Source organism: Halomonas sp. 18071143 (genome assembly GCF_019211725.1).
Taxonomy (GTDB): domain Bacteria; phylum Pseudomonadota; class Gammaproteobacteria; order Pseudomonadales; family Halomonadaceae; genus Vreelandella; species Vreelandella stevensii.
The window spans coordinates 257361-279821 of sequence record NZ_CP078120.1 but is presented as its reverse complement, the minus strand read 5'-3'; the positions used below and the strand labels follow the sequence as shown (position 1 = coordinate 279821).

The 22461-nt window shown below is 59.3% G+C and carries 38 protein-coding genes, 1 pseudogene and 1 riboswitch; of the genes and pseudogenes, 7 read left to right on the top strand and 32 right to left on the bottom strand.

Features of this window, described 5'->3' with window-relative positions; translation table 11 throughout:
- A complete protein-coding gene (gloA, locus tag KVY02_RS01415; RefSeq protein ID WP_016915802.1) occupies positions 1 to 534 on the bottom strand; it encodes a lactoylglutathione lyase in 534 nt (177 codons plus the stop codon).
- Between the two features lie 204 nt (positions 535 to 738).
- Here gloA and KVY02_RS01410 point away from each other — a divergent pair, with 204 nt between their 5' ends.
- From KVY02_RS01410 to KVY02_RS01380, 7 genes and pseudogenes are all read left to right on the top strand, one after another.
- Entirely contained in the window at positions 739 to 1113 is a 375-nt protein-coding gene (locus KVY02_RS01410) for a DUF2237 family protein (RefSeq protein WP_016915801.1), read from the top strand.
- A 120-nt stretch (positions 1114 to 1233) separates the two neighbouring features.
- Positions 1234 to 1578: a hypothetical protein gene (locus KVY02_RS01405; RefSeq protein ID WP_218314150.1), complete on the top strand. Its 345-nt coding sequence runs from the start codon at positions 1234 to 1236 to the stop codon at positions 1576 to 1578.
- Positions 1579 to 1626: 48 nt separating this feature from the next.
- Positions 1627 to 1718, top strand: a riboswitch (TPP riboswitch).
- Between the two features lie 26 nt (positions 1719 to 1744).
- Entirely contained in the window at positions 1745 to 2554 is an 810-nt protein-coding gene (gene thiM, locus KVY02_RS01400) for a hydroxyethylthiazole kinase (RefSeq protein WP_218314149.1), read from the top strand.
- Positions 2544 to 3158 (top strand): thiamine phosphate synthase, encoded by a 615-nt coding sequence (thiE, locus tag KVY02_RS01395; RefSeq protein WP_081192061.1) that lies wholly within the window; start codon positions 2544 to 2546, stop codon positions 3156 to 3158. Before thiM ends, thiE begins: the two co-directional genes overlap by 11 nt.
- Positions 3155 to 3343, top strand: a pseudogene (locus tag KVY02_RS01390) (LysR family transcriptional regulator); the annotation flags it as partial. The gene thiE and the pseudogene KVY02_RS01390, both read left to right, overlap by 4 nt.
- Before the next feature lie 6 nt (positions 3344 to 3349).
- A complete protein-coding gene (locus tag KVY02_RS01385) occupies positions 3350 to 3760 on the top strand; it encodes a DoxX family protein (protein ID WP_016915796.1) in 411 nt (136 codons plus the stop codon).
- Between the two features lie 53 nt (positions 3761 to 3813).
- Positions 3814 to 4551, top strand: coding sequence for a DODA-type extradiol aromatic ring-opening family dioxygenase (locus KVY02_RS01380; protein WP_016915795.1), 738 nt, complete (start codon positions 3814 to 3816; stop codon positions 4549 to 4551).
- On the opposite strand, the gene yegQ is transcribed toward KVY02_RS01380, so the two are convergent.
- The 31 genes from yegQ to rpsJ all read right to left on the bottom strand — a co-directional run bounded on the left by yegQ (position 4544) and on the right by rpsJ (position 22387).
- The gene (yegQ, locus tag KVY02_RS01375; RefSeq protein ID WP_218314148.1) at positions 4544 to 5899 is read right to left on the bottom strand and encodes a prephenate-dependent tRNA uridine(34) hydroxylase TrhP; all 1356 of its coding nucleotides are present in this window, start codon (positions 5897 to 5899) and stop codon (positions 4544 to 4546) included. The two genes, KVY02_RS01380 and yegQ, sit on opposite strands and share 8 nt — an antisense overlap.
- A gap of 101 nt (positions 5900 to 6000) precedes the next feature.
- The gene (locus KVY02_RS01370; RefSeq protein ID WP_039180630.1) at positions 6001 to 6876 is read right to left on the bottom strand and encodes a DMT family transporter; all 876 of its coding nucleotides are present in this window, start codon (positions 6874 to 6876) and stop codon (positions 6001 to 6003) included.
- A gap of 78 nt (positions 6877 to 6954) precedes the next feature.
- On the bottom strand, positions 6955 to 8250 hold the full coding sequence (locus KVY02_RS01365) for a D-alanyl-D-alanine carboxypeptidase family protein (RefSeq protein WP_218314147.1): 1296 nt from the start codon (positions 8248 to 8250) through the stop codon (positions 6955 to 6957).
- Between the two features lie 330 nt (positions 8251 to 8580).
- Positions 8581 to 8967, bottom strand: coding sequence for a 50S ribosomal protein L17 (gene rplQ, locus KVY02_RS01360; RefSeq protein ID WP_016915791.1), 387 nt, complete (start codon positions 8965 to 8967; stop codon positions 8581 to 8583).
- Between the two features lie 39 nt (positions 8968 to 9006).
- Positions 9007 to 10002, bottom strand: coding sequence for a DNA-directed RNA polymerase subunit alpha (gene rpoA, locus KVY02_RS01355; protein ID WP_016915790.1), 996 nt, complete (start codon positions 10000 to 10002; stop codon positions 9007 to 9009).
- Positions 10003 to 10127: 125 nt separating this feature from the next.
- Positions 10128 to 10748, bottom strand: coding sequence for a 30S ribosomal protein S4 (gene rpsD / locus KVY02_RS01350; protein WP_016915789.1), 621 nt, complete (start codon positions 10746 to 10748; stop codon positions 10128 to 10130).
- A 12-nt stretch (positions 10749 to 10760) separates the two neighbouring features.
- A complete protein-coding gene (gene rpsK / locus KVY02_RS01345; RefSeq protein WP_009099028.1) occupies positions 10761 to 11147 on the bottom strand; it encodes a 30S ribosomal protein S11 in 387 nt (128 codons plus the stop codon).
- 52 nt (positions 11148 to 11199) lie between these two features.
- Complete coding sequence (gene rpsM, locus KVY02_RS01340; RefSeq protein WP_016915788.1) at positions 11200 to 11556, bottom strand: 30S ribosomal protein S13; 357 nt, start codon at positions 11554 to 11556, stop codon at positions 11200 to 11202.
- Between the two features lie 121 nt (positions 11557 to 11677).
- Positions 11678 to 11791, bottom strand: coding sequence for a 50S ribosomal protein L36 (rpmJ, locus tag KVY02_RS01335; protein ID WP_081139244.1), 114 nt, complete (start codon positions 11789 to 11791; stop codon positions 11678 to 11680).
- 50 nt (positions 11792 to 11841) lie between these two features.
- On the bottom strand, positions 11842 to 13173 hold the full coding sequence (secY, locus tag KVY02_RS01330; protein WP_016915787.1) for a preprotein translocase subunit SecY: 1332 nt from the start codon (positions 13171 to 13173) through the stop codon (positions 11842 to 11844).
- Positions 13174 to 13608: a 50S ribosomal protein L15 gene (gene rplO, locus KVY02_RS01325; RefSeq protein ID WP_016915786.1), complete on the bottom strand. Its 435-nt coding sequence runs from the start codon at positions 13606 to 13608 to the stop codon at positions 13174 to 13176.
- 3 nt (positions 13609 to 13611) lie between these two features.
- Entirely contained in the window at positions 13612 to 13794 is a 183-nt protein-coding gene (gene rpmD / locus KVY02_RS01320) for a 50S ribosomal protein L30 (RefSeq protein ID WP_009723888.1), read from the bottom strand.
- Between the two features lie 6 nt (positions 13795 to 13800).
- Positions 13801 to 14301 carry a 30S ribosomal protein S5 gene (gene rpsE, locus KVY02_RS01315; RefSeq protein WP_081192069.1) on the bottom strand — a complete coding sequence of 167 codons (501 nt, stop codon included), beginning with the start codon at positions 14299 to 14301 and terminating at the stop codon, positions 13801 to 13803.
- Positions 14302 to 14312: 11 nt separating this feature from the next.
- Positions 14313 to 14663, bottom strand: coding sequence for a 50S ribosomal protein L18 (rplR, locus tag KVY02_RS01310; RefSeq protein WP_008959159.1), 351 nt, complete (start codon positions 14661 to 14663; stop codon positions 14313 to 14315).
- A 9-nt stretch (positions 14664 to 14672) separates the two neighbouring features.
- A complete protein-coding gene (gene rplF / locus KVY02_RS01305; RefSeq protein ID WP_016915784.1) occupies positions 14673 to 15203 on the bottom strand; it encodes a 50S ribosomal protein L6 in 531 nt (176 codons plus the stop codon).
- Between the two features lie 9 nt (positions 15204 to 15212).
- Positions 15213 to 15605, bottom strand: a complete 393-nt coding sequence (gene rpsH / locus KVY02_RS01300; RefSeq protein WP_016915783.1) for a 30S ribosomal protein S8 — start codon at positions 15603 to 15605, stop codon at positions 15213 to 15215.
- 32 nt (positions 15606 to 15637) lie between these two features.
- The gene (rpsN, locus tag KVY02_RS01295; RefSeq protein ID WP_026001935.1) at positions 15638 to 15943 is read right to left on the bottom strand and encodes a 30S ribosomal protein S14; all 306 of its coding nucleotides are present in this window, start codon (positions 15941 to 15943) and stop codon (positions 15638 to 15640) included.
- A gap of 10 nt (positions 15944 to 15953) precedes the next feature.
- Positions 15954 to 16493: a 50S ribosomal protein L5 gene (rplE, locus tag KVY02_RS01290; RefSeq protein WP_016915781.1), complete on the bottom strand. Its 540-nt coding sequence runs from the start codon at positions 16491 to 16493 to the stop codon at positions 15954 to 15956.
- Positions 16494 to 16511: 18 nt separating this feature from the next.
- Positions 16512 to 16826: a 50S ribosomal protein L24 gene (rplX, locus tag KVY02_RS01285; RefSeq protein ID WP_009723895.1), complete on the bottom strand. Its 315-nt coding sequence runs from the start codon at positions 16824 to 16826 to the stop codon at positions 16512 to 16514.
- 14 nt (positions 16827 to 16840) lie between these two features.
- Positions 16841 to 17212, bottom strand: a complete 372-nt coding sequence (gene rplN, locus KVY02_RS01280; RefSeq protein WP_009723896.1) for a 50S ribosomal protein L14 — start codon at positions 17210 to 17212, stop codon at positions 16841 to 16843.
- A 51-nt stretch (positions 17213 to 17263) separates the two neighbouring features.
- Positions 17264 to 17524 carry a 30S ribosomal protein S17 gene (gene rpsQ / locus KVY02_RS01275; RefSeq protein ID WP_009723897.1) on the bottom strand — a complete coding sequence of 87 codons (261 nt, stop codon included), beginning with the start codon at positions 17522 to 17524 and terminating at the stop codon, positions 17264 to 17266.
- A 1-nt stretch (position 17525) separates the two neighbouring features.
- Positions 17526 to 17717 carry a 50S ribosomal protein L29 gene (gene rpmC / locus KVY02_RS01270; RefSeq protein WP_016915779.1) on the bottom strand — a complete coding sequence of 64 codons (192 nt, stop codon included), beginning with the start codon at positions 17715 to 17717 and terminating at the stop codon, positions 17526 to 17528.
- Positions 17717 to 18130 (bottom strand): 50S ribosomal protein L16, encoded by a 414-nt coding sequence (rplP, locus tag KVY02_RS01265; protein WP_007112000.1) that lies wholly within the window; start codon positions 18128 to 18130, stop codon positions 17717 to 17719. The genes rpmC and rplP overlap by 1 nt, the downstream gene beginning before the upstream one ends.
- Positions 18131 to 18145: 15 nt before the next feature.
- Positions 18146 to 18853, bottom strand: a complete 708-nt coding sequence (gene rpsC, locus KVY02_RS01260; protein WP_016915778.1) for a 30S ribosomal protein S3 — start codon at positions 18851 to 18853, stop codon at positions 18146 to 18148.
- A gap of 11 nt (positions 18854 to 18864) precedes the next feature.
- Positions 18865 to 19197, bottom strand: coding sequence for a 50S ribosomal protein L22 (gene rplV / locus KVY02_RS01255; protein WP_010626471.1), 333 nt, complete (start codon positions 19195 to 19197; stop codon positions 18865 to 18867).
- An 18-nt stretch (positions 19198 to 19215) separates the two neighbouring features.
- Complete coding sequence (gene rpsS / locus KVY02_RS01250; RefSeq protein ID WP_009098993.1) at positions 19216 to 19491, bottom strand: 30S ribosomal protein S19; 276 nt, start codon at positions 19489 to 19491, stop codon at positions 19216 to 19218.
- A 33-nt stretch (positions 19492 to 19524) separates the two neighbouring features.
- On the bottom strand, positions 19525 to 20355 hold the full coding sequence (gene rplB, locus KVY02_RS01245) for a 50S ribosomal protein L2 (protein WP_016915777.1): 831 nt from the start codon (positions 20353 to 20355) through the stop codon (positions 19525 to 19527).
- A 17-nt stretch (positions 20356 to 20372) separates the two neighbouring features.
- Complete coding sequence (rplW, locus tag KVY02_RS01240) at positions 20373 to 20669, bottom strand: 50S ribosomal protein L23 (RefSeq protein WP_016915776.1); 297 nt, start codon at positions 20667 to 20669, stop codon at positions 20373 to 20375.
- Positions 20666 to 21271 (bottom strand): 50S ribosomal protein L4, encoded by a 606-nt coding sequence (gene rplD, locus KVY02_RS01235; RefSeq protein ID WP_096921646.1) that lies wholly within the window; start codon positions 21269 to 21271, stop codon positions 20666 to 20668. The genes rplW and rplD overlap by 4 nt, the downstream gene beginning before the upstream one ends.
- Positions 21272 to 21286: 15 nt before the next feature.
- Positions 21287 to 21925: a 50S ribosomal protein L3 gene (gene rplC / locus KVY02_RS01230; protein WP_016915774.1), complete on the bottom strand. Its 639-nt coding sequence runs from the start codon at positions 21923 to 21925 to the stop codon at positions 21287 to 21289.
- Positions 21926 to 22075: 150 nt separating this feature from the next.
- Complete coding sequence (gene rpsJ, locus KVY02_RS01225; protein WP_009098983.1) at positions 22076 to 22387, bottom strand: 30S ribosomal protein S10; 312 nt, start codon at positions 22385 to 22387, stop codon at positions 22076 to 22078.
- Positions 22388 to 22461: the final 74 nt, after the last annotated feature.

Sequence of the window (22461 nt, the reverse complement as noted above, 5' to 3'; positions counted from 1 at the left end):
TTAGCCGCCCAATGCCGCCATGCGATCCGCCTGAATCACTTCGATCCAGTAGCCGTCCGCGTCCTTGACGAAAATGACGTCTTTCATCTTGCCCTGGTCGGCACGCTTCACGAAGGTGACATCGTGCTCGTCGAACCAGGCCTGGGCGGCCTCCAGGTCCGGCACGCTGAAGCAGATGTGGCCAAACCCTTGGGGCTCGGCATTGCCGTCGTGGTAGGCAAAGTCCTGCTGGGTCTCGGTGCCCCAGTTGTGGGTCAGCTCCAGCAGGCCCTTCTGGCTGAAGGTCCAGGCGGTGCGAGCGTTCTGGTCCTCCGGCACCTTGTCGTCGGCTTCCACGTTGGCCAGAAAATAGAGCGAGAACTGCATCTCTTCGAAATCCAGCCGCCGCAGCACCTGCATGCCAAATACGCGGGAATAGAACGCCAGCGCGCGCTCCGGGTCCTTGACCCGCAGCATGGTGTGATTCAACCGAAACCCTTGGGTCTGGGGAGCCGCGGGGGCAACACCGGGATGCTGTTCACCTGAAAACGACATGACTCTCTCCTGTTGCTGCGTGATGTCTCTGCATGGTGGTAACCAGGCAGGCACTTTGGTACGTAAATACTTTGACGAACCCCGTACCATGTACAAGGCTTTAGGCTGCTGCTAACGCGAACCCCATCGAATCCGCCGCCGAACCCTTGGCTTATGTATGAGGGCGGCGCTGCGATAATTCTAGCCCCTGCCTGAGGAGGCCGCATGTCACGTGATCTCAATGTACTGGGTGAGCCGCTCACCCCCTGCTGTCACTCACCCAAGACGGGGTTTTACCGTGATGGCTTTTGTCGAGTCGGTACCGACGATGTGGGCATTCATTCGGTATGTGCCATGGTCACCGAGGAGTTTCTGGCGTTTTCACGCGCGCAGGGCAATGACCTGGTCACCCCGCGCCCCGAGTACGGCTTCCCTGGCCTACAGCCCGGCGACCGCTGGTGTCTGTGTGCCCACCGCTGGGCAGAGGCTGAAGAGGTGGGCCTGGCCCCACCGGTGATTTTGTCAGGCACCAATGCACGCACGCTGGACATCATTCCGCTGATCAAACTGCAGCAACACGCTCTGGATGCAGTGCACTAGGCCTGCCAGCGCACGGGGCGCTCCCCCCGGCATCGGTCGCAGTGGATTTTCTATGCAACTCTTCTACACTACTATCTCTATAGCTGTACATTCAGCGTATCGTTAGCCTGGGAGTGTGTCATGACCGACATTGAAATGACGCTAGATGATCGCCTGACGTTGAAGCAGTTGGCCAACGCGCTACAGAACGGCTTTTCCCCCATCGTGGAGGTCGTCTCGATGGATGGCATCTACAAGGTCCGCTTTCATCATGCTCATGGCGTCTCGGAACTGAGCAACGCCCAGGGAGAAGTCAGTACGTTTCTGGGCACCGGAGAGATCCGCGATGCGCTGGGGCAGTTGGGGCTGACCCACGGCGTGCTGACCTTCTCTGACCAGTGCGGCGACGAAATGATCGGCGTCGCGGGCAACGCCATGACGCCCGATGAAATGCTGACCTACGGCACGCGCATCGCGTTTCGCTGATCTTTCCGCGCCATTGGCTTTACACATCCCGCCTGGCCGAGGATAGTACGCCTACGACAGGGGCGCCGCGACGCGGCTGAGAAGCACCCTTTGAACCTGAACCGGATAGCACCGGCGTAGGGAGTCGTGGTGCTTTCATTCACCACCTCCCTGCCGGGAGGAAGTCATGACCCTACCCAGCCCACGCGAGACGCTGCTCGCGCTGCGTGACCAGACCCCGCTGGTACACTGCATCACCAACTACGTTGCCATGAACAGTACCGCCAACCTGCTGTTGGCCGCCGGGGCCTCCCCCGCTATGCTGCATGCCCAGGAAGAAGTGGCGGAATTTACCGCCATCGCGGGAGCGCTCTCGATCAACATCGGTACGCTCTCTGCCCCTTGGGCCGAGGCCATGCAGCTGGCCGCCCACTCTGCCCAAACCCACGCGGTGCCCTGGGTGCTGGACCCGGTCGCCGTGGGTGCCACGCGGCTGCGCCAGCAAACTTGCCTGTCCCTGCTGGCTTACCAGCCCAGCGTGATTCGTGCCAATGCCTCGGAAATCATGGCGCTGAGCGGCCTTGCCCACCAGGGCCGGGGCGTGGATGCCACGGTGAGCACCGACGATGCCACCCAAGCGGCCATCACCCCAGCGCGTCGGTATCAGTGTGTCGTCGCCATGACCGGGGCCACCGATATCGTCACCGATGGCCAGTCGCTGTATCGTTTGACTGGCGGCCACCCGCTGATGCCACGGGTAACCACCCTGGGCTGCGGGCTCAGCGCGCTGGTCGCCGGTTTCGTGGCGGCCAACCGTCACGCCCCGCTGGCCGCCACGCTCGGCGCCCTGACCTACTTCAATCTGGCAGGCAGTCACGCCGGGCAGCAGGCCGAAGGGCCAGGCAGTTTCTATGTGACGCTGCTGGATACCCTGTACTCGCTCACGGCAGATGACCTGCCTGCACTACCTCACTCGGAGACCCTACATGTCGGTTGATCTTACGCTCTATCTGGTCACGGATGCTCAGCTATGCGCCTCCACGGGCCTGGAACGTACCGTGGAAGCCGCCGTGGCAGGAGGCGTCACGCTGGTCCAGCTACGCGACAAGCAGGCCAGCGACGAAGCCATGATTGCCCAGGCCAAGCGTCTCAAGGAAGTGCTGGCAGGTAGCGGAGTGCCGCTGATCATCAATGACCGGCTGAACGTGGCGCACGCCAGCGGTGCCGACGGCTTGCACGTTGGTCAGAGCGATACGGACGTGATGCAGGCCCGCCAGGTACTGGGCAAGCAGGCGATCATCGGGCTCTCCATCAATACCCTGGAGCAGTTGCAGCGTGCCCCCGTGGCGCTGCTGGATTACGTGGGGCTGGGGCCCGTGTTTGCCACCGGGAGCAAGCAGGACCACGCGCAGCCCATCGGTTTTACCGGGCTGGCCCAACTGGCCAGTGCCTGCCCGCTGCCCAGCGTGGCCATCGGCGGCTTGAAAGCCGAGCACGCCGCCCAGGTGAAAGCCGCCGGTGCCCACGGGCTCGCGGTGATCTCGGCCATTTGCGGCCATCCTGACCCACGTCAGGCGGCCCAGGCGTTCTTCAGGTCATGACCCAGTTCGACCAACTGACAGCCTTCGTCAAGGTGGCCGAGTTAGGCAGTTACACGCGGGCGGCGGAGGCCCTGGACCTCTCGCGCACCTTGCTATCGCGCCGGGTCATGGCGCTCGAGGAATCGCTGGGCGCGCGGCTGATACAGCGCACCACCCGGCGGCTGCACCTGACGGAAGCAGGAGAGAACACCATGACGACGACACTGACAACCCAAGCATCACACCTGCATGCCACTGCCCTGCTGCGCATCAGCCTGGGCATCATGACCCTGGCCCACGGGCTGTTGAAAGTATTCGTGTTCACCCTGCCTGGAACGGTCGGCTATTTTGAGTCGCTGGGCCTGCCAGGCTTTCTGGCCTACCTGACCATTGCGGCGGAAGTCGGCGGAGGCTTGGCCTTGCTGCTGGGTATCTATACCCGCTGGGTCAGCCTTGCCCTGGTACCGGTTTTGCTGGGAGCCGCCTGGGTACATATCGGTAACGGCTGGCTCTTCTCCAACCCGGGCGGCGGCTGGGAATTCCCGGTATTCTGGGCCATTGCACTGGTCGTGCAAGCCGGCCTTGGCAGCGGCAGCCTGGTCGTTGCACGCCGCTTCGCGTGAGCCACTGGCCTGCTGGCGCGCCTACGCTGGCAGGCCGCACATCGAGGTGCCTTATGTTACCTAGCCTGTTTATCTCTCACGGCTCGCCCATGCTGGCGCTGACCCCCACGCCCGCTCACCAGTTCCTGCGTGAGCTGGGCCAGACGCTTCGCCCCAAGGCCATCGTCGTGGTCTCTGCCCATTGGGAAACGCCGGAGCTGCTCATCAGTCAGAGCGCTCACCCCGAGACCCTCCACGATTTTGGCGGTTTTCCGGCAGCGTTGTTCGCCGTGCAGTACCCGGCACCGGGGGACCCAGCCCTGGCCGCAACGCTGGGCAAAACGCTCGGTGCCAGACTCGTGGAGCGCGGCATGGACCACGGCGCTTGGGTGCCACTTTCCCTGATGTACCCCGAGGCCAGGCTACCGGTCGTGTCGTTGTCGCTTCCCAGCCGGTGGAGCAACGCGGCGCTGATGGAGTTGGGCCAGCGGCTTGCCCACCTGCGCAGCGAAGGTATTCTGGTCGTGGGCTCCGGCAGCCTGACCCATAACCTGCATGCGCTACTGCCCCAGGGCAGCCAGGCACCAGGCTGGGTGGATGCCTTTGCCGATTGGGCACACACCCAACTGGAAAAAGACGCGCGGGAGGCGCTGCTGACATGGCAAACGGCTCCCCATGCCCAGCGTAACCATCCCACGCCGGAGCACTTCCAACCGTTACTGGTCGCCATGGGAGCCGGGGGTCAGGGCCAGCGGCTGCACCATAGCGTCGAGCACGGCGTGCTGGCGATGGATGTCTACGCGTTCAACTGACGGCCACGCCCAGATGGCTGGCTTGGGCGGAGGTGCGGGAGGAAGCGGTAGGAAGATCCCGCATCAGCAGGGCAAACTCCCACTGCTCCGGGGCGATGGGCGCGCCAGGTAGCGCTATGCGGACACGATGCCCTGAGCCGGGTGCGGCAGCCTGAGACTCACCGCGCCCGTTTTCCATCTGCTTCAGCACGAAACGACGATTGCCGCCGGGCAGCATCAGCTCCATGGCATCGCCCACTTCGAAGCGGTTCTTGACCTCGACGTCCAGCAGGCTGCCCGTGGCATCGACGCCGATGATGTCGCCCACGAACTGCTGGTGCACGCCAACGGAGTGGCCGCGCTCGTAGTTCTGAAACTCATCGTGCACATGGCGGCGGTAAAAGCCCTCGGTATAGCCTCGGTTGGCCAGGTTTTCCAACTGATCCATCAAGCCCATGTCGAAGGGGCGGCCTGCCACGGCATCGTCAATGGCCTGACGATACACCTGCGCAGTGCGCGCCACGTAGTAGTGGGACTTGGTGCGTCCTTCGATCTTCAGTGACGCCACACCCAGGCGCGCCAAGCGTGCCACGTGCTGCACGGCGCGCAGGTCCTTGGAGTTGAACAGGTAAGTGCCGTGCTCGTCTTCGTAGAGGGGCATCCGCTTGCCCGGCCGGGAGACATCTTCGACCAACGCGGCCCGCTCGGTGTCCGCCGCCACGGGTATCAGGTCGCCGGTGGCATCCTGAGTGGCATCCAGCGTCTTGTATTGCCAGCGGCAGGCGTTGGTGCAGGTGCCCTGGTTCGGGTCACGGCGATTGACGTACCCCGAGAGCAGGCAGCGTCCTGAATATGCGATGCACAGCGCACCGTGAACGAACGTCTCGATCTCGATATCCGGGCATTCGGTGCGGATCTCGGCCACCTCTTCCAACGATAGCTCCCGAGAAAGAATGATGCGCTGAATCCCCTGCCGCTGCCAGAACTTGACCGCGGCCCAGTTCACCACGTTGGCCTGCACCGACAGGTGGATGACTTGGTGCGGCCAGCGCTCACGGATCATCATGATCAGCCCGGGGTCGGACATGATCAGAGCGTCCGGCCCAGCCTCGATCACCGGCTCCATATCCCGCAGGTAGGTCGTGAGCTTGCTATTGTGCGCAGCGATGTTGGAGGCCACGTAGAACTGCTTGCCTCTGGCGTGGGCATACTCGATGCCCCGGTGCAGCGTCGCCACCTTGAAGTCGTTATTGCGCACCCGTAGCGAGTAGCGCGGCTGCCCGGCGTAGACCGCATCGGCCCCGTAGGCAAACGCGTAACGCATGTTGTGAAACGTGCCCGCAGGCGAGAGAAGTTCGGGAGCTTGCATAACCGTCACCGTTGTTTGAACGGGCGGCATTATAGCCAGCGCACCTTTCGGGTTGCGGCCCGTCGGCCGGTTTGCTGACCTGGGTCAATTCCCGGTGCATGTCAGGCCGTGGGGCGACGTTTCAGGGTGGTGCGACGGTCGTGATAGGCAATGGCCAGACCGCTGCACATGATCAGCGCGCTGCCTACCCAGACCCAGACGTCCGGCAGTTCTCCCCAGAACCACCACCCCAGCAGCACGGCCCACAGCATGGCGGTGTAATCGAAGGGCGCCGCAATGGCGGCGGGCGCATGGCGAAAGGCCAAGGTGATGAACGCCGTGGCCCCCACCCCCAGCACCCCGGAGGCGGCAAAGCCCAGCCAGTGCCAGGGATGGGGCGTTTGCCATACCCAGGGCAGGCTGAGGCCCGTCAGTACCAGCGGCACGGCCGTCATGTAGAACACCATGGCCCACAGGTGCTCGTTGGCGCCATAGCGCCGCGCGGTGACCATCATCAGTGCGTAGAACACCGCCGCTCCCAGCACCACCATGGCCCCCAGTTGAAAGGCATCACCACCTGGCCGCACCACGATCAGCACCCCGACAAAGCCAAGCAGCGAAGCGGCCAGCACTGGCGGGTCGATACGCTCACCCAGTAACGGCACCGACAGCAGCGTCACGAACAGCGGGGCCACAAAGGCAATCGCCGTGGCTTCCGCCAGCGGCAGCAGGGTCAACCCCCAGACGAAGCACACCATGGTGGCGGTATAAATGAGCCCGCGCAGCAGGTGCACGCCCGGGCGACGCGTACGCAGCTTGCGCAGCCCACCACCAAAATGAGCCAGCAGAGCGATCAGCGGTAGCGACACCAGCGCTCTGAAAAAAATGATTTGCAGCGGCGAGTGCACCTCACCCAACCATTTCGATACCGCGTCTCCCAAGGCCAGAAACAGTACGCCTGCACACATGCAGAGAATGCCTTTCAGGGAAGATGTCATGGCGTTCCTCCTGTGGTCGCATAAAACAAAACGCCCCGCCAATGCTGCACTGGCGGGGCGTTGGCGTGCCGGGTGGCGTCAAAGGCTGGCGTTCACCACCATGCAGTCCATGCCCTGGGCCTGCAATGACTGACAGGCCTGACGGGCACGTGCTTCATCCAGGGCCACGACACGTGCTCGGAACACCGTCGAACGCCCCTCCAGGGTATCGATGGCGACTTGCCCTCCAACATCGCTGGGTAAGCGCTGGGCAGCCTGCTGGGCCAACTGTTCCGCCTGGTACGCCTGGCTGAATGCGCCCACCTGGATGCCCCAGTTCCCGCCTCCGGAGGCCGGTGCCGCTCCCGCCGAGGCAAAGCCACGCTCCTGCTCGATCAAGGCCAGCAGCGGGTCACCCTGCGGGGAAGGTGTAGGCGCCATGGTTTGTGACCACTGGGCCTCCACGGCCGCCGCCGTGACCGGTGCGCTGGTGTCGATATGCGCCATCATCGGCCGCGATGGGGGCTCGGGAGGAGGCGAGATCGGCTGCTGTGAGCCCCCAAAGCCCATGTACTCCTGCGAGAAGCTGGTGTTGGCAATCCAGGTCTGGTGGTCGCGTAGCGCTGCGCGCTCGAAACTGCGATCCAGCAGGCTGGCCATGTGCGTATCCCTGGAGGCGGCGGTGAAACCGCCCATCACCACCGCCACCATGCGTCGGCCGTTATGTACGGCAGTGGTCGCGACATTGAACCCGGAGGCACGGATGAAGCCGGTCTTCAGGCCGTCGGCGCCGGGATAGTCACGCACCAGGCGGTTGTGGCTAGTGTGGCGAGTGCCACGATGGGTGAACTCCTGCAGCCCAAAGTAGTGGTAGTACTGAGGAAAGTCCTGGATCACACGCACCGACAGGGTCAGCATATCCCGCGCCGTCGTGACCTGCTGGTCATCCGGCAACCCCGAGGCATTGCGGAAAGTCGTCCTGCTCATGCCCAGCTCCCGGGCCTTCTCCGTCATGATATGGGCAAAGCGCTGCTCACTGCCGCCCAAGGCCTCGGCCACCACCACGGCCACGTCGTTGGCAGAGCGCACCGCCAGGGCACGCATGGCGGTGTCCACGCTGATGGTGCTGCCCGCTGACAACCAGAGCTTGCTGGCGGGCATGGCCGCCGCCTGAGCCGACACCGGCAGCGCCTGATCGAGCCGCAAGTCCCCTCTCTCCAGCGCTTCGAAGGTGAGGTACATGGTCATCATCTTGGTCAGTGAGGCGGGGTAGCGCGCTTCGTCGGCGTTCTCAGAATAGAGGACTTCACCATGTTCCAGATCGACGACGATGCCCGCATAGCGGGGGTTGGCCTGAGCTTTGGTGATACTGCCGATCACCAGTAGACCGAGCATCAACAGCCATACCGTTGCCGCTGTCCGTGAATACCTTGCCTCTGCTGCCATACCTGCCCCTTGATGAATGTACATCACTGCTAAACGTCACTCGCGCCTGATACCCTGGCACACACTTACTGATGACCTGGCACCGCCCTTGAATGGCCATGCTCAGCCGAATAAGACTAGCATGGCCTGCCGACAAATGGATGTGCCCGAGGGCTTATATATAGATTAATCCCGGCCCGACAGGCAATCTGTTCATATCCCGTAGACATAAAAACATGGACACAAAAAAACCGCCCGGTGAGGGGCGGTTTTCATTGTGCCTTGGAAGGGGCGCTACGCTTACTCTGCAGCGGCTTCTTCCTGGGCTACCGGGCGGTCTACCAGTTCAACGTAGGCCATGGGGGCGTTGTCGCCGGTGCGGAAACCGCACTTGAGAATACGGATGTAACCACCCGGACGCTCGGCGTAACGCGGACCCAGCTCGTTGAACAGTTTGCCGACGGCTTCTTTGGAGCGCGTACGAGCAAACGCCAGACGGCGGTTTGCAACGCTATCCTGCTTTGCCAGGGTGATCAGCGGCTCGATAACGCGACGCAGTTCCTTGGCCTTGGGCAGGGTTGTCTTGATGACTTCATGTTCGACCAGCGAGACAGACATGTTCTTGAACATGGCCTGACGGTGCGAGCTGGTACGATTCAGATGACGACCACTCTTACGATGACGCATGGTTGTGATTCCTTACCAAACTGGGACTCAAGTCGACGCTTACGCGGAGGCCTTGTCGTCCTTCAGGCTAGCGGGTGGCCAATTTTCCAGCCGCATACCGAGGGACAAGCCGCGCGCTGCCAATACATCCTTGATTTCATTCAAGGACTTCTTACCGAGGTTCGGGGTCTTCAACAGCTCCACTTCCGTGCGCTGGATCAGATCACCGATGTAGTAGATATTCTCGGCTTTCAGACAGTTGGCGCTGCGAACGGTCAACTCGAGATCGTCTACGGGGCGCAATAGGATCGGATCAACGTGATCCTCTTCCTCTTCGACTTCCTGCTCTTTGTCAGCTTCCAGGTCGACGAAGGCGGCCAGCTGCTCTTGCAGAATGGTCGCACTGCGACGGATAGCCTCTTCCGGATCCAGTGTACCGTCGGTTTCCAGGTCGATAATCAGCTTATCGAGGTCGGTACGCTGCTCGACACGAGCGGCTTCGACCGAGTAGGAAACACGGCGAACAGGGCTGAAGGTGGCATCCAGCTGCAGGCGGCCAATAGCACGGGTCTCTTCATCAGAGCCACGAGCGTCAGCCGGTTCGTAACCACGACCCAGCGCTACCTTAAGCTGAATTTTCAGCTCGGCACCTTCATTGACGTGTGCAATGACGTGGTCCGGGTTGACGATTTCGACGCTATGATCAAGCGCAATGTCGCCAGCGGTGACGACGGCTGGGCCCTGCTTGTTCAGCGAGAGCACCGCCTCATCGCGGCTGTGCATCTTGATCGCAACATCTTTCAAGTTCAGGAGGATTTCGATGACATCTTCCTGCACCCCTTCGAGCGCACTGTATTCGTGCTCTACACCGGCGATTTCAGCCTCTACCACGGCAGCGCCGGGCATGGATGAAAGCAGAATGCGACGAAGTGCATTCCCCAGGGTGTGACCAAAGCCGCGCTCGAACGGTTCGAGAACGATTTTGGCATGATGTGCGCTGATCTCTTCGACCTTGATGTCGCGGGGGCGAAGAAACTCTGTCACTGAACGCTGCATATGAACACCTTTCAGGCTGCCAAACGGATACTGAGTACTCTAAAGCACAATACTCAAGAGCATCTGGGCGGTTAGCTTTGCTATCCCGCCCAGGCCTCAAGAAGCAGAAGTAACAAACAGACTGCTTACTTGGAGTACAGCTCGACGATCAGGTTTTCGTTGATGTCGGCAGTCAGGTCACCGCGTTCAGGCAGAGCCTTGAAAGTGCCTTCCATCTTCTTGGCGTCGATTTCGATCCAGGTGATATCGCCACGGTTGGCAGCAATGCTCAACGCGCTTTGGATACGAGCCTGGTTCTTCGCCTTTTCACGAACAGCTACCACGTCACCCGGCTTCACTTGGTAGGAAGCAACGTTAACGGTGCGGCCGTTGACGGAAATCGCCTTGTGGCTGACCAGCTGACGCGCTTCAGAGCGAGTCGAGCCGAAGCCCATGCGGTAGACGACGTTATCCAGTCGGGATTCAAGCAGTTGCAACAGTACTTCACCGGTCGCACCTTTCAGGCGAGCGGCTTCTTTGTAGTAGTTGCGGAACTGCTTTTCGAGTACGCCATACATACGGCGTACTTTCTGCTTCTCGCGAAGCTGCAAGCCGTAGTCGGAAAGACGCTGACGACGCTGGCCGTGTACACCCGGGATCTGCTCGGATTTACACTTTTTCTCGAAGGGAGTCACGCCACTCTTCAGGAAGAGATCGGTGCCTTCACGACGAGACAGTTTGCACTTCGGTCCAATATAACGAGCCATGAATCTGTCTCCTTAAACGCGGCGTTTCTTCGGCGGACGGCAGCCATTATGGGGGATGGGCGTCGCGTCTACGATGCTTTGCACGCGGAAGCCGGCGGCGTTCAGTGCGCGCACGGCGGATTCACGGCCGGGACCGGGGCCCTTGACCAGCACGTCTACGTTTTTCACACCATACTCGGCTGCAGCAGTTGCTGCACGTTCGCTTGCAACTTGCGCAGCGAACGGGGTGCTCTTGCGAGAACCACGAAAACCCGAACCACCGGCTGTTGCCCAAGAAAGAGCATTGCCCTGGCGGTCTGTGATCGTCACGATCGTGTTGTTAAAAGAGGCATGGATGTGCGCGACGGCGTCCACTACCTGCTTTTTAACCTTTTTACGGTTACTACGCGGGTTAGCCATGTTGATGTCTATTCCTGTCTTAACGTCAGCTCTCGATTAAAGAGCCTGCGTGTTATTTGCGGATCGGCTTACGCGGGCCCTTACGGGTACGCGCGTTAGTCTTGGTCCGCTGACCACGCAGCGGAAGACTACGACGATGACGCAGACCACGGTAGCAGCCTAAGTCCATGAGACGCTTGATGTTAAGCGTGACATCACGACGAAGGTCGCCTTCTACGGTGTACTTACCAACTTCAGAACGCAGGGTGTCCAGCTCTTCGCCAGACAGATCTACGATCTTGGTAGTCGGCGCGATACCGGCAGCAACACAGATGTGTTGAGCGCGAGTACGGCCAATCCCGAAGATATAGGTCAGCGAGATCGCCGCATGCTTGTTGTCCGGGATATTGACGCCTGCAATACGGGCCATCAGCTTACTCCGAAATTTGAGCGGCTTGCTCGTTTATTCATCTACAAAAGGCGCAACAGCATACCCCTTTAGGAGCCCGAAGGCAAGGGGTATGCCTGCACCCGCTTAAAACAGCCCAGGTTTAGCCCTGACGCTGTTTGTGCCGCGGCTCGACACAGATGACGCGTACAGCGCCATTGCGACGAATGATCTTGCAGTTACGGCACATCTTCTTTACGGAAGCTCGAACTTTCATCGTTCTTTCTCCAAAAACGGCTCGCGGCGCGCCAATTCGTTAGGGGCGCCTCAGCGCATGATGCCGCCGCTACCGTAGCCTTTCAGGTTGGACTTCTTCATCACTGAGTCATATTGATGCGACATGAGATGCGACTGCACCTGGGCCATGAAGTCCATGATGACCACTACCACGATCAGCAGCGACGTACCGCCAAAGAAGAACGGAACGTTCCATGCTACGATCAGGAACTGGGGCATCAGGGAAACCGCAGTGATATACAAGGCACCGAACAGAGTGAGACGAGTCATCACTTTGTCGATATAGCGAGCGGTCTGCTCGCCGGGGCGAATGCCCGGCAGGAAAGCGCCTGACTTTTTGAGATTGTCAGCCACATCCTTGGGGTTGAAGACCAGCGCTGTGTAAAAGAAGCAGAAGAATACCACTGCCGCAGCGAAAAGCAAGATGTAAAGCGGTTGGCCCGGGCCTAACGCCTGCGAGGCTCGCTGCAACCACTCCATGCCTTCGCCAGCACCTACCCACTGACCGATAGAGGCCGGGAAGAGTAGGATACTGGAGGCAAAGATCGCGGGAATGACGCCCGCCATGTTCACCTTCAACGGCAAGTAGCTGCTTTGACCTGCATACATCTTGTTGCCCACTTGGCGACGTGGGTAGTTCACCTTGAGGCGGCGTTGGCCACGCTCGATGAACACCACGAATGCCACGGTGGCAATACCTAGCACGGACAGCGCTAACAGCGGAAGAACATTCCAGGCCCCTTCGTTACGAGCAAGCTCGAAGGCTTGCCCCACGGCACTGGGCAGCCCAGCGACGATCCCCGCGAAGATCAGCAGCGAAATACCGTTGCCGATGCCCTTCTCGGTGATCTGCTCACCTAGCCACATCATAAACACCGCACCCGACACAAACGTGATGATGGCGGTGAAATAGAAGCTGAAGTCAGCGCTGTAAGCGATGCCTTGGCTAGCCAGACCCACGGACATGCCGGTAGCCTGGACAAAAGCCAGTAGCACCGTGCCGTAGCGGGTGTACTGGCTAATCTTGCGGCGGCCAGCCTCGCCCTCTTTCTTGAGCTGTTCAAGATGAGGGGAGACTGCAGTCATCAGCTGCATGATAATCGACGCCGAAATATAGGGCATGATGCCCAGGGCGAGGACGCTCATGCGCTCCAGGGCGCCACCCGAGAACATGTTGAACATGCCCAGGATGGTGCCCTGTTGCTCCCTGAACAAGGCAGCAAGCTGGTCAGGATTGATACCGGGAACGGGAATGTGGGCACCGATACGGTACACCACGATGGCGAGGAGCACGAAGCGCAAACGCGCCCACAGTTCACTCAGACCGCTGCCCATCGCCGGCATGTTTCCTGACTTGGCCATTTAGTCCTCTACCTTGCCGCCAGCGGCTACGATCGCTTCACGGGCACCTTTGGTGACCTTGATTCCACGAACGGTAACCGCTTTGTTCAGTTCGCCAGAAAGGATGATCTTCGCATGCAGCGTCGCATCCTTCAGCACGTTGGCTTGCTTCAGGGTTTCCATGGTGACTTCGTCACCGGCAACCTTGGCAAGTTCCGCCAGGCGTACTTCTTCAGATACCAGCGACTTGGCAGACGTGAAGCCAAACTTCGGCAAACGACGCTGCAGCGGCATCTGACCGCCTTCGAAACCAGGCTTGACGCTACCGCCACTGCGTGATTTCTGACCTTTGTGGCCACGGCCACCGGTCTTGCCCAGACCGGAACCGATACCACGACCAACGCGCTTTTCAGCGTGTTTGGAGCCCGGCGCCGGGCTCAGGGTATTGAGTTTCATGGATTACTCTCCCTCAACGCGCACAAGGTAGTTAACCTTGTGGATCATGCCGCGTACGGCAGGGGTGTCTTCCAGCTCAACCGTATGACCGATGCGACGCAGACCCAGGCCTTTCATAGTAGCCTTGTGCTTGGGCAAAACGCCGATGGTGCTGCGGATCTGGGTAACCTTGATCGTTGCTGCCATGGTGCCTTACCCCGTGATCGCTTCGACAGACAGACCGCGCTTGGCGGCGATGTCTTCCGGTGCTTGCATGGAAGAGAGACCTTTGACAGTCGCCCGCACCACGTTAACCGGGTTGGTGGAACCGTAGCACTTGGCCAGTACATCGTGAACGCCTGCCAGTTCCAGTACGGAACGCATGGCGCCACCAGCGATGATACCAGTACCTTCGGAGGCCGGCTGCATGTACACCTTGGAAGCACCGTGACGGGCTTTTACCGGGTACTGCAGTGTGTGACCTGCAAGGTTGACCTTGACCATGTTGCGACGAGCCTGGTCCATCGCTTTCTGGATTGCGACCGGCACTTCACGCGCCTTGCCACGACCGAAACCGACACGACCTTTACCATCACCTACGACGGTCAGTGCGGTGAAGCCGAAAATACGACCACCCTTGACCACCTTGGCGACGCGGTTGACCTGCACTAACTTCTCCTGCAGATCACCGTTTTGCTGTTCGTTCTTCGCCATCGTAAAACCCTTTAGAATTCCAGGCCGCCTTCACGTGCGGCGTCGGCCAGAGCCTTGACGCGACCGTGATACTTAAAGCCAGCACGGTCGAAGGCCACCTGGGTGATGCCTGCTTCTTTAGCGCGTTCGGCAATCAGAGCACCGACCTTGGAGGCCGCGTCTGAGTTACCGGTCGCACCCTCGCGCAGTGCCTTGTCCAGCGTAGAAGCGCTGGCCAGCACCTTGCCACCATCCGGCGAGATAATCTGCGCATAGATGTGACGCGGGGTACGGTTGACGCACAGGCGATACACGCCCAGCTCGCGGATCTTGGCGCGAGCGCGGCGGGCACGACGGAGACGAGATTCTTTCTTCGCGTTCATAACCCTGCCTTACTTCTTCTTGGCTTCTTTGCGACGCACCTGCTCGTCGGCGTAACGTACACCCTTGCCTTTGTACGGCTCAGGCGGACGGAAGGCGCGGATTTCCGCGGCGCACTGACCGAGCATCTGCTTGTCCGCGCTTTTCAGCACGATCACGGTGTTCTTCGGCGTTTCCGCTGTAACACCTTTAGGCAGTTCGTAGTCGACCGGGTGCGAGAAGCCCAGTGAAAGATTGAGCGTCTGGCCCTTAGCTTGGGCACGATAACCGACGCCAACAATTTCGAGAGTTTTTGTGAAACCCTCGGATACGCCCGTAACCAGGTTCTGAACCAGGGCGCGGGTAGTACCGGCCATTGCCCAGCTCTTGGCAGACTCACTCGGGGCGAAGGTCAGCTGGCCGTCTTCTTGACCAATCACCACGTCCTGGTGAATGGGCATGGACAGCGTGCCCTGGCCGCCTTTGGCGGTCAGCTGGCCAGCATCGATTTTGACATCAACGCCAGCAGGCACTTTAACCGGATATTTCGCTATGCGGGACATTCCAGCCTCCTAGAATACGGTGCAGATGACTTCGCCACCGACGCCAGCCTGGCGCGCGGCACGATCGGTCATGACACCATTAGAGGTGGTGACAATCGCGATACCCAGGCCATCGGCTACCTTGGGCAGGTTATCCTTGCCCTTGTACTGACGCAGAGACGGCTTGGAAACCCGCTGAATGTGCTCGATAACCGGCTTACCCTCAAAGTACTTGAGAGTAACGGTCAGCTCGGGTTTGACGCCTTCAGCCACCGCAAAGTCGGTAATGTAGCCTTCTTCCTTTAGCACTCGGGCCACTTCGACTTTCAGTTTGGAGGACGGCATGGTAGCCGTCTCCTTGGTGGCCATCTGCGCATTGCGGATACGGGTAAACATATCCGCCAGAGTGTCTTGCATGCTCATTTAATGTGCGCTCCTGATGATTCTACGTGGCGTTACCAGCTGGACTTTTTGAGGCCAGGGACGTCGCCACGCATGGCGGCTTCACGCAGCTTGTTACGGCCGAGGCCGAACTTGTTGTAAAAGCCGTGCGGACGGCCAGTCACGCGGCAGCGGTTACGCTGACGCACCGGGCTGGAGTCGCGCGGCAGTTGCTGCAGCTTCAGCGTCGCCTCGAAACGATCTTCTTCAGAAGCGTTCACGTCCGAGATGATTTTCTTGAGCTCTGCGCGCTTAGCCGCAAACTTCTCGACCAGCTGAGTACGCTTGAGCTCACGCTCTATCATACTTTTCTTAGCCATGATCCAACCCTTATTTCTTGAACGGGAAGTTCAGTGCTGCAAGCAGCGCACGACCTTCCTCGTCGGTGTTGGCGGTAGTAGTGATAGTGACGTCCAGCCCCCGTACGCGATCGACTTTATCATATTCGATCTCCGGGAAGATGATCTGCTCACGCACACCCATGGAGTAGTTGCCGCGACCGTCGAAGGACTTCGGGTTGAGACCACGGAAGTCACGCACGCGTGGGATGGCAATGTTCACCAGACGGTCCAGGAAGTCCCACATACGCTCGGAGCGCAGTGTTACTTTGATACCGATCGGCCAACCTTCGCGCACCTTGAAGCCCGCGATGGACTTGCGTGCCTTGGTCACCAGCGGCTTCTGACCGGAAAGCTTCTCCAGGTCGCCGATGGCATTGTCGATCAGCTTTTTGTCGCTGACCGCTTCGCCGATACCCATGTTCAGAGTCACTTTCGTGATCCGGGGTACCTGCATTACGTTGGCGTAGCTGAACTGCTCTTTGAGTTGAGCTACCACCTCGTTTTGATAACGTTCTTTCAAGTTCGCCATTATGCTACCCGACTCGCGTTAGGCGTCGATCTGCGTCTGCGTCGACTTGTAGATACGTACCTTGGTACCGTCTTCCTTCACTTGGAAGCCGACGCGATCCGCCTTACCGGTCTCCGAATTGAAGATGGCTACGTTGGACGCGTGAATCGGAGCCTCACGCTCGACGATACCGCCCTGATTTCCCGCCATGGGATTAGGCTTGGTGTGACGCTTGATCATATTCACACCGGACACCACGAAACGGTTTTCAAGTACCCGCTTCACCGTGCCGCGCTTGCCCTTATCCTTCCCGGCGATGACGATGACTTCATCGTCACGTTTGATCTTTTGCATATCCGCCTCGCTCCTTACAGCACTTCAGGCGCTAGGGAAATGATCTTCATGAACTTCTCATTACGAAGTTCACGAGTTACCGGCCCGAAGATACGCGTGCCGATCGGCTGTTCGTTGGTGTTATTCAACAAAACTGCCGCATTTCCATCGAAACGGATCAGCGAACCGTCACTACGACGGACGCCACTACGGGTACGAACGACTACTGCCTTGAGGACCTGGCCTTTTTTGACCTTGCCACGAGGAATAGCTTCTTTGACCGTTACTTTAATGACGTCACCAACGCGGGCGTAGCGACGGTGTGAACCGCCCAGCACCTTGATGCATTGCACCCGGCGCGCTCCGCTGTTGTCGGCGACATCCAGCATTGTCTGAGTCTGAATCATCGGTTTTCTCCAAACCTAATCTGACTGCACTGGTTGAACAGACGCAGGGGATTAACCCTTGGCCTGCTCGACCACCTCGACCAGCGTCCAGGCTTTCTTCTTGGAAAGCGGACGGCACTCCTGAATGGAAACCGTATCGCCTGCCTTTGCCTGGTTCGCCTCATCATGGGCGTGCAGCTTGGTGGAGCGCTTGACGTATTTTCCGTAGATCGGGTGACGCTCACGACGCTCGATCATGACGACGATGGACTTGTCCATCTTGTCGCTGACCACCTTGCCGGTCAGCGTACGTGTTTTTTTCTCTTCGGCCATCTCAATCACCTGCCTTCTCGTTGAGCACAGTCTTAACGCGGGCGATATCCCGACGGACCTGCTTGAGCAGATGAGTCTGGCTCAGTTGGCCAGTGGCCTTCTGCATGCGCAGGTTAAACTGCTCGCGGAGGAGCTCGAGGAGCTGCTCTTGGAGCTCTCCTACGGACTTTTCACGAATTTCCTGGGCTTTCATCACATCACCGTCCGTTTCGCAAAGGTGGTGGACAGGGGCATCTTCTGGGCGGCCAGTTCAAATGCTTCACGGGCCAGCTCTTCGGATACACCTTCAATTTCATACAGGACCCGACCCGGCTGGATCTGGGCTACCCAGTACTCAACTGAACCTTTACCCTTACCCATACGAACTTCGAGCGGCTTCTTGGAAATCGGCTTATCAGGGAAAACGCGGATCCAGATTTTACCGCCACGCTTGACGTGACGTGTGATCGCACGACGGCCAGCTTCGATCTGACGCGCAGTGATGCGGCCACGACCGGTTGCCTTGAGACCGTACTCCCCGAAGCTGATCTTGCTTCCGCGATGCGCCAGGCCACGGTTGCGGCCTTTCATCATCTTGCGGAATTTCATACGCTTGGGCTGTAACATCGACTCGCTCTCCCCTTACCTGGAACCTTTCTTCTTGGGCGCGTTGCCGGCAGGCTGTTGCTGTTGCTTGGCCTTGGCACGTACTTCCTCGATACCGCCGAGGATTTCACCCTTGAAGATCCACACTTTGACGCCGATGACGCCGTAGGTGGTGTGAGCTTCGTAAGTGGCGTAGTCGATGTCCGCACGCAGAGTGTGCAGCGGAACGCGACCTTCGCGGTACCATTCGGTACGTGCGATTTCGGCGCCACCCAGACGACCTGACAGCTGAATCTTGATGCCGCCAGCGCCAAGACGCATTGCGTTCTGTACCGCGCGCTTCATGGCACGACGGAACATGACGCGACGCTCAAGCTGACCTGCCACGTTGGCAGCAACCAGCTTGGCATCCAGCTCGGGCTTGCGAACTTCTTCGATGTTCACATGCACCGGAACGCCCATCATCTCGGTCAGATCACGACGCAGACGGTCGACATCTTCACCTTTCTTGCCAATCACGATACCCGGACGGGCAGTGTGAATGGTGATGCGGGCATTGTTCGCCGGACGCTCGATGTGAATGCGGCTTACGGAGGCGCTTTTCAGACGCTCGTCCAGGAAGCTGCGCACTTCGAGATCGTTGTTGAGCTTATCGGCATAGGCGCCGCGCTCGGCATACCAGACAGAAGCATGGTCTTTGACGATGCCCAGTCGAATGCCTGTTGGATTGACTTTCTGACCCATCTGGTCGACTCCTACTTCTCGGCTACCTTGACGGTGATGTGGCAGGTGCGCTTCAAGATACGATCCGCGCGGCCTTTGGCACGCGGCTTGATACGCTTGAGCGTCATGCCCTCATCGACGCAGATGGTCGAGACACGCAGCTCGTCGATATCCATGCCGTTATTTTCTTCCGCGTTTGCAATGGCGGACTGCAGCACTTTCTTGACTAGCTTGGCAGCCTTCTTCGGTGAGAAGGTCAGCAGGTCGAGTGCTTCGGCGACCGGTTTACCGCGCACCTGGTCAGCCACCAAACGGGCCTTCTGGGCGGATAAACGAGCGCCACGCAGCTTAGCTGTGACTTCCATCTCTCAATCCTCTCTGGCTTACCGTTTGGCTTTCTTGTCCGCCGCATGCCCGCGATAAGTGCGAGTGGCAGCGAATTCGCCCAGCTTGTGACCAACCATTTCCTCGGAGACGTGCACCGGGACGTGTTGGCGACCGTTATGGACAGCGATTGTGAGGCCTACCATGTTTGGCAGGATCATCGAACGACGCGACCAGGTCTTGATCGGTTTACGGTCGTTCTTCTCCACTGCAGCCTCTACCTTCTTCAAAAGATGAAGGTCAATGAAGGGACCTTTCTTTAGTGAACGTGGCACAGCCGTTACCTCTTAATGTCTTGGCAATTTAGATCAACGCGTCTTGTTACGACGACGTACGATCAGCTTGTCGGTGCGCTTGTTCTTACGCGTCTTGTGACCCTTGGTCGGCACGCCCCACGGAGTAACCGGGTGACGGCCACCGCTGGTGCGGCCTTCGCCACCACCGTGCGGGTGATCCACAGGGTTCATCGCGACGCCGCGAACTGTCGGACGCACGCCTCTCCAGCGCTTCGCACCGGCCTTGCCAAGTTGACGCAGGCTGTGCTCGGAGTTGCTCACTTCGCCCAGGGTCGCGCGGCACTCGGCCAGCACCTTGCGCATTTCGCCAGAGCGAAGACGCAGGGTGGCGTAGTTACCTTCACGAGCAACCAGCTGAGCGCTAGTACCGGCACTGCGAGCAATCTGCGCGCCTTTACCCGGTTTCAGTTCGATACCGTGAACGGTAGAACCGAGCGGGATGTTACGCAGCGGCAAGGCATTGCCTTTCTTGATGGGCGCGTTGACACCAGATTCCAGCACGTCACCGGCGCTGACGCCTTTCGGTGCAATGATGTAACGACGCTCGCCATCGGCATATTTCAGCAGTGCAATGTGCGCACTGCGGTTCGGGTCGTGTTCCAGACGCTCAACGGTGGCCGGAATGCCATCCTTGGTGCGCTTGAAGTCGATCAACCGATAGTGATGACGGTGACCACCGCCCACGTGGCGGGTGGTGATGCGACCGTAGTTGTTACGGCCACCGGACTTGGACTGTTTTTCCAAAAGCGGTGCATAAGCACGGCCCTTGTACAGTTCCTCACCAACGATCTTGACGACGTGGCGACGACCGGCGGATGTGGGTTTGGTCTTGACGATTGCCATTATCCGTACTCCTGCCCTTATTCGGCGCCAGAGAAGTCTTCGAGCGTTTCACCCGCAGCCAGGGTCACATACGCCTTGCGGTAACCCTTACGCAGGCCAACGCCGTGAGCAGTACGCTTGGTTTTACCCTTGACGTTCAGCACTTGAACGCCACCGACCTTCTTGCCGAACAGTGCTTCAACGGCTTTCTTGATCTCGGGCTTGGTAGCATCGGGTGCCACCTTGAAAACGTACTGGTTGCGCTCGGCTGCCATCGCGGCCTTTTCGGTCACGTGCGGTCCAAGCAGAACCTTGAATACGCGTTCCTGGTTCATGCCAGCTTCTCCTCGAATTTACGCAGGGCGGAGACGGTGACCAGGACCTTGTCAAAGGCAACCAGGCTCACCGGATCAGCTGCAGCGACATCCACCACGTCAACGTGGGGAAGGTTGCGTGCGGCCAGATAGAGCGTTTCGTCGACTTCTTCAGTGACGATCAACACTTTCTCAAGGTTGAGCTCTTTCAGCTTGGCAGCTACCTGCTTGGTCTTCGGCGCTTCTACGCTGAACTCTTCAATCGCGACCAGGCGCTCTTGACGGACCAGCTCAGACAGGATGGAGCGCATCGCCGCGCGGTACATCTTGCGGTTTACTTTCTGGGTGTAGTCCTGAGGACGCGCCGCGAAAGTAACACCACCGCTGCGCCACAGCGGAGAGCGGATAGTACCAGCGCGTGCACGACCGGTACCCTTCTGACGCCACGGCTTCTTACCACCGCCACGCACGTCGGAACGGCTCTTTTGAGCGCGTGTACCCTGACGACCAGCTGCCAGATAGGCAGTGACGACCTGGTGCACCAGCGCTTCGTTGAATTCTTTGCCAAAAGTGGCGTCGGCTACTTCAACGGTACCCGTGCCTGCAGCAAGATTCAGATTCATTGGTAATTATCCCCTTCAGCCAGCTTTCACGGCGCTGCGAACGATAACGTTGCTACCGGTCGCTCCCGGTACAGCGCCCTTGATCAGCAGCAGGTTACGCTCGGCGTCGACACGGACGATCTCAAGGCTCTGTACGGTGCAACGGGTGTTACCCATTTGACCGGCCATTTTCTTGCCCTTGAATACGCGACCAGGTGTCTGACACATGCCGATAGAACCCGGCGCACGATGCGACAGGGAGTTACCATGGCTGTTGTCTTGGGTACGGAAGTTCCAGCGCTTAACAGCACCCTGGAAGCCTTTACCCTTAGAGGTGCCGGTCACGTCGATCTTTTGACCAGCTTCGAAGAGGGATACGGTGAGTTCGCCACCCACTTCAGGAGCTTCTTCGCCTTCTGCAAGGCGGAATTCCATCAGCGAACGACCAGCCTCGACACCCGCCTTGGCAAACTGACCCGCTTGCGCTTTGGTGAGGTGCTTGGCTTTACGAGAACCAGTAGTGACCTGAACCGCTGCGTAGCCGTCAGACTCAAGCGTCTTGACGCGCGTTACACGGTTAGGATCAACTTCAATAACGGTCACGGGCACGGATGCGCCGTCTTCGGTAAAGACGCGGGTCATCCCGGCCTTGATACCGACTAAACCGATAGTCATGCTCAGTCTCCTATAGTGTACGGGGCTATCACCCGCTATGGCTGCCCTTTCCAGAGCATTCCACTAGCACATTGTGTGGCGCCTCACGGCGCGGCGGCTGCTGCTCTCGACAGATGGCGATGAGCGCTGGGCCGCAAAGTGTCTAGTGTATTAGTCGAGCTTGATTTGCACGTCTACGCCAGCGGCGAGGTCGAGCTTCATCAGCGCATCAACGGTTTTCTCGGTCGGCTCAACGATGTCGAGCACACGCTTGTGAGTGCGAATCTCATACTGATCACGCGCGTCCTTGTTGACGTGCGGAGAAATCAGGATGGTATAGCGCTCGCGGTTGGTCGGCAGCGGGATCGGACCACGAACCTGAGCACCAGTACGCTTAGCGGTTTCAACGATTTCCGCAGTGGACTGATCGATCAGGCGATGGTCGAACGCTTTCAACCGAATGCGAATCTTCTGGTTCTGCATTTGCCCTAAACTCCAATGGATGTCGACGGCGCGAGCCGTCTACCCACGCATTCAAAGGATGCGCATTATAGGCA